The sequence below is a fragment of the Xanthomonas prunicola genome (assembly GCF_025266575.1).
GTDB classification, from domain to species: domain Bacteria; phylum Pseudomonadota; class Gammaproteobacteria; order Xanthomonadales; family Xanthomonadaceae; genus Xanthomonas; species Xanthomonas prunicola.
Map to the genome: position 1 here is coordinate 1,263,375 of NZ_CP096142.1, position 13,669 is coordinate 1,277,043.

The 13,669-nt window shown below is 62.8% G+C and carries 7 protein-coding genes and 3 pseudogenes; 7 read left to right on the top strand and 3 right to left on the bottom strand.

The window, feature by feature from the left end; genetic code table 11:
* Positions 1-32 precede the first annotated feature (32 nt).
* The 4 genes from M0D43_RS05335 to M0D43_RS22140 are packed head-to-tail and all read left to right on the top strand — an operon-like array spanning position 33 to position 5,973.
* Positions 33-1,235 (top strand): Fic family protein, encoded by a 1,203-nt coding sequence (locus M0D43_RS05335; protein ID WP_252163831.1) that lies wholly within the window; start codon positions 33-35, stop codon positions 1,233-1,235.
* Positions 1,232-2,764 carry a class I SAM-dependent DNA methyltransferase gene (locus M0D43_RS05340; protein ID WP_252163832.1) on the top strand — a complete coding sequence of 511 codons (1,533 nt, stop codon included), beginning with the start codon at positions 1,232-1,234 and terminating at the stop codon, positions 2,762-2,764. The genes M0D43_RS05335 and M0D43_RS05340 overlap by 4 nt, the downstream gene beginning before the upstream one ends.
* Positions 2,761-4,134 (top strand): restriction endonuclease subunit S, encoded by a 1,374-nt coding sequence (locus M0D43_RS05345; protein WP_252163833.1) that lies wholly within the window; start codon positions 2,761-2,763, stop codon positions 4,132-4,134. The genes M0D43_RS05340 and M0D43_RS05345 overlap by 4 nt, the downstream gene beginning before the upstream one ends.
* Before the next feature lie 36 nt (positions 4,135-4,170).
* On the top strand, positions 4,171-5,973 hold the full coding sequence (locus M0D43_RS22140) for a GmrSD restriction endonuclease domain-containing protein (RefSeq protein WP_425510644.1): 1,803 nt from the start codon (positions 4,171-4,173) through the stop codon (positions 5,971-5,973).
* Positions 5,974-6,051: 78 nt separating this feature from the next.
* Here M0D43_RS22140 and M0D43_RS22145 read toward each other — a convergent pair.
* Both M0D43_RS22145 and M0D43_RS05360 read right to left on the bottom strand, forming a co-directional pair.
* Positions 6,052-6,363: pseudogene (locus M0D43_RS22145) on the bottom strand (MarR family transcriptional regulator); the annotation flags it as partial.
* Positions 6,364-6,693: 330 nt separating this feature from the next.
* The gene (locus M0D43_RS05360) at positions 6,694-7,284 is read right to left on the bottom strand and encodes a TetR/AcrR family transcriptional regulator (protein WP_252163836.1); all 591 of its coding nucleotides are present in this window, start codon (positions 7,282-7,284) and stop codon (positions 6,694-6,696) included.
* A 70-nt stretch (positions 7,285-7,354) separates the two neighbouring features.
* On the opposite strand from M0D43_RS05360, the gene bdcA reads away from it, so the two are divergent.
* The 3 genes and pseudogenes from bdcA to M0D43_RS05375 all read left to right on the top strand — a co-directional run bounded on the left by bdcA (position 7,355) and on the right by M0D43_RS05375 (position 10,538).
* Complete coding sequence (gene bdcA / locus M0D43_RS05365; RefSeq protein ID WP_252163837.1) at positions 7,355-8,068, top strand: SDR family oxidoreductase; 714 nt, start codon at positions 7,355-7,357, stop codon at positions 8,066-8,068.
* Between the two features lie 374 nt (positions 8,069-8,442).
* Positions 8,443-9,188, top strand: a pseudogene (locus tag M0D43_RS05370) (hypothetical protein).
* A 25-nt stretch (positions 9,189-9,213) separates the two neighbouring features.
* A pseudogene (locus M0D43_RS05375) lies at positions 9,214-10,538 on the top strand (Smlt3024 family type IV secretion system effector).
* Between the two features lie 255 nt (positions 10,539-10,793).
* Here M0D43_RS05375 and M0D43_RS05380 read toward each other — a convergent pair.
* Complete coding sequence (locus M0D43_RS05380) at positions 10,794-13,466, bottom strand: M1 family metallopeptidase (RefSeq protein WP_252163838.1); 2,673 nt, start codon at positions 13,464-13,466, stop codon at positions 10,794-10,796.
* Positions 13,467-13,669: the final 203 nt, after the last annotated feature.

Below are 13,669 nucleotides of genomic sequence, written 5' to 3' on the forward strand. Positions count from 1 at the left end.
AGAGCCAATTAACCCAGCCAATCGGCTCATCGATGCCCAACCAGACAACCGAACTCCGCCCCCGCTGGATCTGGCAGCAGCCTGACTGGCCTCGCTTCCACTGGCAGGCCGATGCCCTGGCGGCACTGCTGCGGGACTGCCAGCACGCCCACGGCCAGCTGCTCGGCATGGCCGGCGCGGTCGCCGGCGACCAACAGACCGCCGAAGCGCTGGACACCCTGCTCTCCAACATCGTCACCTCCTCGGCCATCGAGGGCGAGCGGCTGGATGTCGGCTCGGTACGCTCCTCGCTGGCCCGCCATCTGGGCCTGGCCGAAGACAGCCCGCGGCGCACCACTGGCCGCAGCGAGGGGCTGGCCGAGCTGATGCTAGACGCCACCGGCCACGTCGACGCCCCGCTGGACCTGCCCCGACTGCTGCAATGGCACCGCTGGCTCTTTGCCGAACAGGACAGCCTGCTGCCCACGCGCATCCGCATCGGCGCGCTGCGTGGCGATGAACCGATGCAGGTCGTCTCCGGCCGCCTCGACCGCCCCACCGTCCACTTCGAAGCCCCGCCGCGCGACGGCCTGGACGCCCAGCTCGCCGCCTTCCTCGACTGGTTCGCCAGCTCGCGCACCGACGCCACGCTAGACCCGCTGTTGCGTGCCGGCATCGCCCATCTGTGGTTCGTCACTCTGCACCCGTTCGACGACGGCAATGGCCGCCTCACCCGCGCACTCACCGATCTCGCCCTGGCCCAGGCGCAACCGCAGGCGATCCGTCTCCATGCACTGTCGGCCAGCATCCTCGCCGACCGCAGCGGCTATTACCGCAGCCTGGAAACCACCCAGAAAGGCCTGCTCGACATCACCCACTGGCTGCACTGGTTCCTGACCACCCTGCATGACAGCCTGGTGCAGGCACTGCACCGTATCGATCGGGTAGTGGCCAAAGCACGCTTCTGGCAGCAGCATCACGCACAGCCGCTGTCGACCGAACAGGTCAAGGTGCTCAACCGCCTGCTCGATGGCGGCGAGCGCGGCTTCGAACACGGCATCAGCGCCTCGCAATACCAGGCCGTGGCCAAGGTCTCCAAGGCCACCGCCACCCGCCATCTGGCCGACCTGCTGGAAAAAGGCTGCCTGCGCCGCCTGCCCGGCAGTGGCCGCAGCACCCGTTACGCCATCAACACGCCGGCCTCCAGCATCGCGCTGCCGGCCCGCACCACTTCAGAACAAGGCAGCACCCCATGACCCATAACGACATCGTCCAGAAACTCTGGAACCTCTGCGACGTCCTGCGCGACGACGGCATCAACTACAGCGATTACGTCACCGAGCTGGTGCTGCTGCTGTTCGTCAAGATGGAATACGAGCAGGTGCAGAACAATCCCAACTTCGAGCACAAGCTGCCTGAAGGCAGCCGCTGGCCGGATCTGAAAAGCAAGTCTGGTCGCAACCTGCTCAATCACTACCGGCAGATGCTGCTGAACCTGGGCCAGAGCAGTGATCCGATGATCGCCGCCATCTACGCCGATGCGCAGACCCGCCTCAAGGAACCGCGCCATCTGGAAACCCTGGTCACCGCGCTCGACGGGCTGGACTGGTTCAGCGCGCGCGAGGACGGCCTGGGCGACCTTTACGAAGGCCTGCTGCAGAAGAACGCCAACGAGACCAAGTCCGGGGCTGGCCAGTACTTCACCCCACGCCCGCTGATCGACGCCATCATCCGCTGCCTGCAGCCGCAGCCCGGCGAAACCCTGCAGGATCCGGCCGCCGGGACCGCCGGCTTTCTGATCGCCGCCGATGCCTACATCAAGGCCAACACCAACGCTCTGTACACGCTCGACGACAAGGCCCGCCGCTTCCAGCAGCACAAGGCCTACACCGGCATGGAGCTGGTGCCCGGCACCCGCCGCCTGGCGCTGATGAACTGCCTGCTGCACGGCATGTCCGGCGAAGGCGCCGGCGTGGTCCAGCTCGGCAACAGCCTCGGCAATGCCGGCGCCGCCTTGCCCAAGGTGGACATCATCCTGTCCAACCCGCCGTTCGGCACCGCCAAGGGCGGCGGCGGCCCCACCCGTGACGACCTCACCTACAAGACCAGCAACAAGCAGCTCGCCTTCTTGCAGCACATCTACCGTGGCTTGAAGCCCGGTGGCCGCGCCGCCGTGGTGCTGCCGGACAACGTGCTGTTCGAGGCCGGCGTCGGTACCGACATCCGCCGCGACCTGATGGACAAGTGCACCCTGCACACCCTGCTGCGCCTGCCCACCGGCATCTTCTACGCGCAGGGCGTCAAGACCAATGTGCTGTTCTTCCAGAAAGGCACCGCCGCCAACCCGCGCCAGGACACCGGCTGCACGCAGGCGACGTGGGTCTACGACCTGCGCAGCAACATGCCCAGCTTCGGCAAACGCACCCCGTTCGGGCCGACGCACCTCAAACCGTTCGAGGAGGCCTACGGCAGCGACCCCAACGGCGCCAGCCCGCGCACCGATGAAGGCGAAGACGGTCGTTTCCGTTGCTTCACCCGCGCGCAGATCGCCGAGCGTGGCGATTCGCTGGATATCAGCTGGCTCAAGGATGCCGACAGCGTCGACGCCAACAGCCTACCCGCGCCCGAAGTGCTGGCCGCCGAAGCGATGGCCGAACTCAGCGAAGCCCTGCGCGAACTCGACGCGCTGATGGAGGCGCTGGGCGCCGGTGACGAGGCGCTGGAACAGAAGCGACTGCTGGCCGAAGTGATGGGGCTGGAAGTGAGTGAAGGGGAAAAGCAGTGAGCACCCCCACTCAACACTTTCCGAAGTGGGCAAACTGCACACTTCAAGACGTGTGCACTCTAATCACGGATGGGACACATCACTCCCCAGTAAATTCAATTTCTGGGGAGCACCCATACATAACAGCAAAAAACATAAAAAAATACGGGCTCGACACATCAATAGAGCTCACTTATGTTTCGAGCGAAGTTCACAAGGAGATCTATGCCCGATGCCCCGTGGAGTTTGAGGATGTTCTTTACATCAAGGACGGCGCTACCACCGGCATTGCTGCGATAAATACTCTGAAAGAAGAGTTCTCACTGCTCTCGAGCGTCGCGCTATTGAAGTGCAACAGGTCTGCGATCAACCCTTATTTCCTCAAGCACTGGCTTAATAGCCCGGACACCTTGAGAATGTTCACCGGCAAGATGACCGGAACCGCAATCAAGAGGGTTGTCTTAAAGCAAATCCGCGAGGCCGAGATATATCTCCCGCCGCTCGCAGAGCAAAAGCGCATCGCGCAGAAGCTGGATGCGCTGCTGGCCCAGGTCGACACCCTCAAGGCCCGCATCGACGCCATCCCCGCCCTCCTCAAGCGTTTCCGCTCTTCTATCGTTGAGAGCGCGACTCGTGGAAGTCTGACCAGCGATTGGCGGACTCTGAACTCGACTACTGAATGGGTTAAAACGGTAATTGGCGAACTTATCAAAGAGAAGCCAAGAAACGGATACTCGCCCAAGCCGGTCGACTACGAGACAAAAACACGCTCTCTGAGCCTATCAGCCACAACATCGGGCAAATTTAGGCCTGAGTTTTCAAAATTTATTGCCGAAACCATTCCTTCCGGCTCACACCTTTGGCTTGAGCCAGGGGACATCCTGATCCAGAGAGCCAATACACTGGAATACGTCGGTGTATCAGCCCTTTTTGATGGGCAAACTGGAAATTTCATTTATCCAGATTTGATGATGAAGTGCAGGGCCAAGCCCAGTGTCGCCCCTGCATTTCTTCAACTTGTTCTCAACTCGAAATCAGTGCGCAAATACTTTCGAGACAACGCGACTGGCACGGCGGGTAACATGCCGAAGATCAATCAACAGACGGTGGTGAGTGCTCCAGTGGTGTTGCCCATGATTGAAGAGCAAACCGAAATCGTCCGCCGCGTCGAACAACTCTTTGCCTACGCCGAACAGTTGGAAGCCAAGGTCGCTACTGCCCAGCAGCGCATCAACGCGTTGACCCAGAGCCTGCTCGCCAAGGCCTTCCGCGGCGAACTGGTGCCGCAGGACCCCAGCGACGAACCGGCCAGCGTGCTGCTGCAGCGCATCCGCGCGCAGCGCGCCGCCGCACCCAAACCCAAACGCGGCCGCAAGGCGGCGACAAGCTGATCTGATCCATCCCATCCATCACAAGGAAGCGAACCCATGACCACATTCGACAGCACCAAACTGCCATTGAAGGACCTGCTTAAGGACGTCGTCCAAGGCAAGATCCAGCTACCGGATTTCCAGCGCGGCTGGGTCTGGGATGACGAACATGTGCGTAGTCTGCTGGTCAGCCTGGGGCGCTCGTTCCCGGTAGGCGCGGTGATGCTGCTGGAGACCGGCGGCGAGGTGCGCTTCCAGGTCCGCCCGGTGGAGAACGTGCCGCTGCAAGGACTGGCCGCGCCGGAGAAGCTGATCCTCGATGGTCAGCAGCGTCTGACGACGCTGACCCAGGTGCTCAAGCTGTCCGGCCCGGTCAAGACCACGACCGACAAAGGCAAGCCGGTCGACCGCCACTACTACATCCACATCCCCACCGCCCTTGCCGGCCCTGACCGGCTGGACGAGGCCATCATCGCCACCGACGGCAGCCGCCAGCAGCGCAGCGATTTCGGCCGCAGGCTGGATCTGGACCTGTCCACGCGCGCGCTGGAATGCAAACAGCTGTACTTCCCATGCTCGGAGATCCTGGAGGCGATGGGCTGGCTGCAGGACCTGTTCAAGTTCAACGCCGCTACGCAGGCGCAGTTCTTTGAGTTCAAAGAAAAGGTGCTCGATGCATACAACGAGTACCAGATCCCGCTGATCGTGCTGAAGAAGGAGACCAGCAAGGAGGCAGTGTGCCTGGTGTTCGAGAAGGTCAATACCGGCGGCGTCCCGCTATCGGTGTTCGAGCTGGTGACCGCCAGCTACGCGGCCGATGGCTACAACATGCGCGACGACTGGTACGGCAGCGAGCTGCGTAAGGTGTCCTCGCGCTACAAGCGGCTGGCCAAGGAACCCATCCTGCGCGGGGTGGAGAACACCGACTTTCTGCAGGCGGTGACCATGCTGCACACGCTGGAAAAGCGCCGTGCCGATATCGAGGCCGGCAAGACCGGCAAGCAAGTGGCCCCGGTCAGCGCCAAGCGCGCATCGGTGCTGGAATTACCGCTGGATGCCTACAAGCGCTGGGCTGACCCCGTTGAACAAGGCTTCCTGCGTGCGGCCAAGTTCCTGCGCCAGGAATGCTTCACTGCGCCACGCGACCTGCCTTACCGCACCCAGCTGGCGCCGTTGGCGGCGGTGTTGGCACTGATCGGCGCCGACGAGCACTGGCGCGAGCCGCGCATCCACCAGAAGCTGGCGCAGTGGTTCTGGTGCGGCGTGCTGGGCGAACTCTACGGCGGCGCGGTGGAGACCCGTATTGCAAATGATGTCGATGAGCTGCTGAGCTGGATCGAGCACGATGGCCAACCGCCACGCACGATTGCCGATGCCACCTTCCAGATCGACCGCCTCGCCTCGCTGACCTCACGCCTGAGCGCCGCCTACAAGGGCATCAACGTGCTGGTGCTGCGCGAAGGCGCACAGGACTTGTTCTGGAAATCGCGCATCCGCGACCTGGAAGCCGACGAGGTGGCGCTGGACATCCACCACATCTTCCCGCGCGATTGGTGCGAAAAGCAGGACATCCCGCGTCGGCGCTACGACTCGATCATCAACAAGACGCCGATCTCCTACAAGGCCAACCGCATGATTGGCGGATCGCCCCCCTCCAGCTATCTGGCCGCCCTGCAGGCCCACAAGCAGGTCCAGCTGGACAACGTTGGCATGGATGCACTACTGGCCAGCCATCGCATCCCGGTAGATGCCCTGCGTGCCGATGACTTCGACAGCTTCTGCGATCAGCGCCAGCAGAACCTCTTGGCGCTGATCGAGGCGACAATGGGAAAGCGCGCTGCAGCGGTGGAGACTGACTGACAGCCATCGCTTAGAGCTTTGCCGCCAGCTCCTACAGTAGCGCCGAAGGGCGCTGCGTTTTCCAGCTAACAGGGCACGTCTGGCTGTGCCCTGCGCGCTTGGCCACACCGGTACCTCCCCTGGGGCGCTGGCAATCGCAGTGGACAGTGCGGGCACGCCAAATGCCGTAGGAATGCCACGCTTTGGCGGCCCGATCACGGCGGGAAAGGCATAGCGCACGCCGTGGACCGCAAACTCATGCAGCGCCGTGCGTACCGTCTCCAACGCGCCGCGGCTTTTTTCCAGCGCCAAGCCGGATGCCACCGCGCGCTTGACGCTGCGATGCACCTGAGAAGGGCGCATGCCCAGCGCTTCTCCAAGGGATGCATAGGTCCAGGCCTGGCCCGCCATATTCCATATTCCATATTCCGGAATATGGAATATCCGGCGAACGAGCTGTTTTGCGAGCGGTCTTTGCTGGGCGCTCTGACCCAAACGAGGATCTACCGCTCAACGGCGGAAGCCAGACACGGCTCACCCAATGCTCAGCGGCTTCACCCCCTCCTGCGGCAGCGATCTCTCCTGCGCCTGGCTTTGCCTCTGCACCAAGGTGTGCACGTCGAACTCTTGCAACCTTGCCAGCGACTGCTCCACCGGCGCTGACTACCAAGTCAGTGGGCATGCTTGCACGCAGGTGAGTCCACAGTAGAACGCCCCTGCCCCCGCAACCAAGCACTCGGCCTATCCCCGCAGCGCCACCCGAAGCGCCTCCCCCGCCAACCGCGCACTCGCCAACAAACGCTCCAGGCTCTGCCCATGCCGGGCGCTGGCGGATAGCCCGGCCATGGTGGTGCTGACGAAGTCCGCCAGCCGGTCTGCGTCGTGCGGGCACTGCTTGGCGATGTGGGAGCGGATCAACTCCTGGGCGGCGACATGAAAGCCGCAGGCCGCCTCGCGCGCCTGCGCGTCGTTGCTGCGCGTGCCTTCCAGCACCAGGCAGCCGGTGGCGGCAGGGTCTGCGGCGTAGCAGCGGGCGGCCTGCTCCAGTACGTCGGCCAGGGCGTCGGCCAGCGGGCGGGCGGTGTCCAGGATCTGGGGCAACGGGATGGCCCCGGTCTGCGCGTAGCGGTCGAGGATGCGCGCATACAGGCCGGCCTTGCTGCCGAAGGCGGCGTAGAAACTGGGCGGGTTGATGCCCAGCGCCTGGGTGAGGTCGGCCACGCTCAGTGCGTCGTAGCCGCGCGCATGAAACAGCTGCTGCGCGGTGGCGACCGCTTGATCCGGGTCGAACGCCCGTGGTCGGCCGCGGGCCCGGGAGGCTTCTGTAGCCATTGTTACAAAATCCTTGACGGCAGACGAAATCTATTATGTATTACTCGCTACATTAATTGCGAGGTGGTGCATGTCAGCGTTCAAAGACAAGTCGGTGTTGGTACTCGGTGGCAGCCGGGGGATTGGGGCCGCCATCGTGCGGCGCTTCGTGGCCGAGGGCGCGCGGGTGATGTTTACCTATGCCGGTTCTGCCGAGGCGGCGCAGCGCCTGGCCGGTGACACCGGCAGCACCGCGGTGCTGGCCGACAGCGCCGACCGCGATGCGGTCATCGCCACGGTGCGCCGCAGCGGGCCGCTGGATGTGCTGGTGGTCAACTCCGGCATCGCCTTGTTCGGCGACGCCCTGGACCAGGATCCGGACGCGGTGGACCGGCTGTTCCGCATCAACTTGCACGCGCCCTACCACGCCGCCGTGGAGGCCGCGCGGCAGATGCCGCCCGGCGGGCGGATCATCGTGATTGGCTCGGTCAACGGCGACCGCATGCCGCTGCCCGGCATGGCGTCCTACGCGCTGAGCAAATCCGCGCTGCAAGGGCTGGCGCGCGGGCTGGCCCGCGACTTCGGGCCGCGTGGCATCACCATCAACGTGGTGCAACCGGGCCCGATCGATACCGACGCCAACCCGGAAAACGGGCCGATGAAAGACCTGATGCACAGCTTCATGGCGATCAAACGCCACGGTCGCGCCGACGAAGTGGCCGGCATGGTGGCCTGGCTGGCGGGCCCGGAAGCGGGCTTTGTCACCGGGGCGATGCATACGATCGATGGTGCGTTTGGAGCATGAAGCGGCGGCGTCTGCCTTGATGGCACTGCAGCTGGATACGTCGCGCGACGGATGGCGGCAACGCCCTCCGTCAATCACCTGACGAGCCGCCGTTGCACTGCCAGCATCGTGGTCCACGCGCATTCTCCTACGGGCCGAGTGGTCGCATTCCCATGTCATGCGGCGCATTGCCTATGCAATCGCTGGCTGGGCCTTGGCTGTCGCGTTGATGCTGATTTGATTTGCCTCTAGTCCCGGCGAACCCTGCAATGGATTGACCAATGCACATGATGTCATCCGGCCGGTGCCTGGCTCTTGCACTCGCCGTCGCCGTCACCTTGACCGGCAGTGCCTGTGCACGGACGCCATCACCCGAACAAAAACGGACTTCCCCCATGTCGGACACCGTTACCACAGGCCGCACCATCAACGGCCACACCTACTCGGATGCGCCGGTCGACGTAAAACACCTTCCGCATCCCCGCCAACTACCTGGACAGCCAGATCGCACCGTGACCGGGCGAAGGCGTGACGCTTGTCATCGAGTGGCCGGACATGACCCCGACTCCACCTGGAGCACGGGCCAATCCGCGTACGAATGATTTCCGGAAGGAGATCCCAGTTCGAATCAATTACATCGACCGGGCTCCTATCGAGACATCCTTAGAGCGTCATTCTTCCAATGATGCGATTACCGAGGCCAATTCAGTGCAACGTCGAGATCCGAGGCAGCGCCTCGATCTCCGCCTTGCCCAGCAAGACACGTTGGGCATAACGCCCTACGCAATCGACGAAACGAAAATGCTGGCGTATTCGAAAGAGTACGAAGACCGCTACGGGAAACCGCCGATTCGCAACCCAGCCTACGAAGATGACTGGTATGTCGCCCGCGACTCAAGCGGCGGCCTCAATCACCTTCATCAAGTGCGACAGCACCAAATTTCGTGGAGACGGTGTGCGACTGGAGGCAGCCGAATTAGTACATGAAAAAGGCGCTGTTGCCGCAAGTTGTGTCCACTACTTCTCTGATATCGAGAACAAGCTTTCCATCACCCTGAACTATAAGCGCGCCTTCTTGAAGGACTGGAAACGCATGAAAGACGCGGTAAAGACCGTACTGGCCCGCACCAAGGTCAGGTGATCGGCGCAACGATAAGAAGCAGGACATGAGCGGATTGAATGAGCAGGACCTCAAGATTCTTTCCAGTTATGCAGACGCGGGCAACCGCGAGCTGTACTGGAATTATCTTTCGCAGCTAGACGGTGCAGATCGCTATGGGGCACTGGCGCTAGGCGTGGTGCGTAACGATAGCTTGCCCGGTCAGGTTGCAAATAGTTACGCACAGAATCATGCCAGGACACAGCACGACAACGGCTCTCAGTTTGCCAACGCAAACCTGAGCGAGAGACAGTGGGAAGCGTTTGGGCAACCCCTGCTCGAAAAGGATCTTGAAGCCAGGCAATACTGGATGAGCGAACACCATCCGGACCTGGCGCAGAATTTGCCTGGTGCTGATGTCATGCGGGCACACGATCAAGCCTTCCTGGACCATGAGCTCGATCCCAACTGCTGGACGCCCCGCGTGCTCCTGCAGGCGGCCCTGGAAAAAGCGGCCCCCAGAAGCTGGAACAGATCTGGACCAACATGCTCGACAACGCGTACGCGGGCACCACCCGCATCAGCAACACGGGCTACGAGACCTTTGCGCAGATGGGCATGGTGGCCGGTAGCCAGTACCTGGCCAAGCTCGGCACCACCGAGGCGATCCAGATGCTGGAAGGCCGCTCAGCCGTCGACCCCAACGTGATCGGCAGCAACAGCGTCTATGCGATGTACTTCGAAAAAGAACAGAAGTGGGTGAACGTCAGCGCAGGCGGCGGGCATCCTTCCATGCGCGAAGAGACCAATCCCGGCCGTATCGCCGAACTTGACGATACCCGCGCCATGCGCCTGAAGCGGCAACAGAAAGCCACGCAGTTTCATGCAGACGAGCCGTACCGCTCCATCACCCGCAGCCCGTTCACGGCATCGGTGGATGGCCTGCCCGATCGGACGCAGCCGCCCACCAAACTGGCCGATATCGGCCCTGATCACCGGGACGACGCATTGCTGCAGCAGGTTCGCGCGGGCGTGAGTGCCATTGATGCGCAAGCCGGGCGCACACCGGACGAGAACAGCGACCGCCTGATCGCCAGCGTGATGGCCCTGGCCCGCCAGAACAATCTGGATCGCACCGATCATGTTGTGCTGAGCAACCAGACCACCGAACACCCGGCAGGGCGCACCGTGTTTGTGGTGCAGGGCCAATTGAACAACCCTGCCCAGTTGCGTGCTGCCATGCCCACCGATGTGGCGGTGCGCACACCGGTTGAGCAGTCGCTGCAGCAACTGGAAACGGCTAGCGTGGAGCGGTAACAGGTCTTGATGCAGAGCCAGCAGCAAGACATGGACAATCGTGTTCGCGAGAATATGTCGACGCGCATGGTCTGATGCACGCAGCCAACCGCAGCCGGTCAGCCTGCCCGCTGGAGCCTGGAGCGGCGCACAGAGCTGCACCACGCAGCACGGCTCAGAATCCGCTCGACACCGGAATCGGCAGCCAGCACGCGTGCGCTACGCTTTTCAGGCATCCACCCGCCGGCTCCTCGCTGCTGTTCTTGGCATCCGATGCAGCTGCAATGGTCGCCACTGGGTCAAACAAAACGCCCGGAAACTACCGGGCATTTCGTACCTCCGCGCAACTGCTCAGCCTTTGCGATTTTTCAACCATGCCGCAATCTGCGGCACGCGCCGCTCGCGCAGCGTCACCCGCGTCTTGATGGTACTGATGGCGGTCTCTGCATCGCGGCGTGAAGTGGGGGCCAGGTACTTTTCGGCGTACGCCTTGATCTTGTCGACGGTCTCCAGCTTGCTCGATCCTGCGGCCAGATGCGGGTAGTACCGTGCACGTGACGTGGAGTCGATCAGCGTATCCACCTGGGTGCGATGCGCCAGCGCGAAATCGAACGCCAGCTCTGGGTGCTCGCGGGCAACATCGCCGATCATGCCGGCGCCGGTGGTGGCACCGGGTTCGTCGGTGAGTGCCAGCGCAAGGGCGCGCTGCGCCAGCGCCGGGTCTTTTGCGTAGGCCAGCAACGCGTAAGACTGATCGCGCAGCATCGACGAGGTTTCCTTCTTCGCCATGGCATGCAATGCGTCCCAGGTAGCCGCGTCCGCATGGCGGGCGACGATGCTGAGCACGGTGCTACGCAGCTCCGGCGATAACGTGGCCGGGTCTGTCTGGAAGGCGGCAAAACGGCGACGCGCCTCGGCAATCACCTGCGCATCGTCCAGGGTGCTCAAGCTGCTGAGCAGGTGGGTCCGCAGCTGCTTGGTCTGGGCACTATCGTCCTTGCGCTCGTCCCAGCCCAGCGTGGCGAACTCGGGAGCAAGCCGCGCGCGCGCGAAGCGCCGCCATGTGGCTTGGGCCTTGGGCTCGCCGTCGAACAGACTATCGATACTGGAATACGTACTGGAGACCACGTCCCACAGATCAGGCGCACCGCCGACCGGCACCTTGGCGGTGAGCTCGAGCAACTCCGCTTCGGGCTGCAAGCCCACCGGCGCCAGCGCACCGGTGTCCATCAACACACCCAACTGGTCCACCACCGGCAATGTGCCAAAGCGCTTGCTGAGCGCGGTGAACTGCTCCGGCGCATACAACGTGCGGAAGTAACCCTTCTGCCCGGCATTGACCACAATGGGGGCATTGCAGCCAGGTAGCTGCACCTGTGCACTGCCATCCACCAGCACACGTACCTGCTTGCCGTCGGCACCACGCACCGCCACCGGCACATGCCAGCGCAACGGCTGTTTGTCGGGGCGATCGACGGTGTACTCGCCTTGTTCCAGCGTCACGGTGGTGGTGCCGGCGGTGCAGCTGGCGCTGACCTTGATCAGCGGCACACCCGGTTGCAGCGTGAAGTCGTGCGCCACCTGGGTGAACTGCTTGCCCGGTGCCACCGCATCGACCTGCTGCCACAACGCATCGGTGACGGCGTTGCCGTATTGATGCTGCTTGATATAACTGCGCACGCCACTGCGCCAGGTGTCTGCGCCCACATAGTCTTCGAGCATGGCGATCACCGCTTCGCCCTTGTCGTAGGTGATTTGGTCGAATGCCTGGCTGGCCTGCTCCACGGTGTCCACGTGCTGCACCACCGGGTGAGTCGTGACATACGCATCGCGAGGCATCGCCGCGCGGCTCTTGAACGCCGCGCCGGTATTGTCGATATCCCATTCCGGATGCAGTTTGTGCGTGGTACGCGCTTCCATCCAGTTGGCAAAGCCTTCGTTGAGCCACAGGTCGTCCCACCACGCCATGGTCACCAGGTTGCCGAACCACTGATGCGCAATCTCATGCGCAGCCACGGTGAAAACGCTCTGCTTGTCGTTGATGTTGGAGGTGGCCGGGTCGAGCAGCAGCGAGTATTCGAAGGTGAAGATCGCCCCCCAGTTTTCCATTGCGCTGAAGAATTGGCTTTGCCCGGGCGCTGCGATGTTGTCCAGCTTCGGCAACGGATACGGAATGCCGAAGTAGGCGTTGTATTCGTGCAGCACATCGCGACCGGAATCCAGTGCGAACTGCGCTTGGTCTACTTTGCCTTTCTGTGCGATCACGCCGATCTCGGTGCCGTTGTCGGCCTTGCGCGTCGCCCGCTCGAAATCGCCCACACTCATGAACAACAGATACGTGGACATCTTTGGCGTGGTCTGGAAGACCACGCGCTTCATGCCACCAGCAGCATTGCTGGATGAGGCAACCGGCATATTGCTCACCGCCATCTGCGCGGCCGGCGCAGTGACCGCCAGGTCGAATGTGGCCTTGAAATTGGGCTCGTCCCACGACGGAATGAAACGGCGCGCATCGGAGTTTTCGAACTGGGTGAACAAGGCGCGGCGCTGGCCTTGCGGAGTGGCGTAATCCAGCGCGAATAAACCGTTTGCCTGCGTATTGATCACGCCGCTGTAATCGATGGACAACACGTAGTTGCCCGGCGCCAGCGGCTTGTTGAAGGCGAACGTGGCGGTCTGCGCCTGATCGTCGGTACTGACCTTGGCGGTCTGTGGCGTGCCGCCCTTGCGCTGCGCCAGCGTGCTGCGCGCGAAGCTGAGATTGGCCGCCTGCAACACGATGCGGTCGGTGGCTTGCAGCACGACGATGTCGATGGCGACCTTGCCGTCGAAGGTCATCTTGTCGGCATGCGGGGTGATCTCCACAGCGTAGTGCGTGGGCTTGGCCGTGCGCGGCAACTGGCTGGTGACCTGCGTGGCGGATGCGCTGACTGCATCCGGTGCGGCGGCAGCAGCGTGAGCCGACGCAGCGGCGGAGGTGCTGGCCAAGGCCAGCGCAATAGCGGTCACCAGGATCTGGCGCATGACATCCCTAAAAGAAGTAATGAAGTAAACGGAGTAACTAGCGGCCAGCAGAATGGCGCCGGCGCAGATGAGCACACACGGCCGAAAGTCATGCGCCATCCCTGCGGACGCGAAGACACAGACGTCAAAGAGAAGCCACGCTAACGACTGGGTGTGAATCCATCAGACCGGGGCAGGCAATCCCCACTGGCGCAAGCATGCTA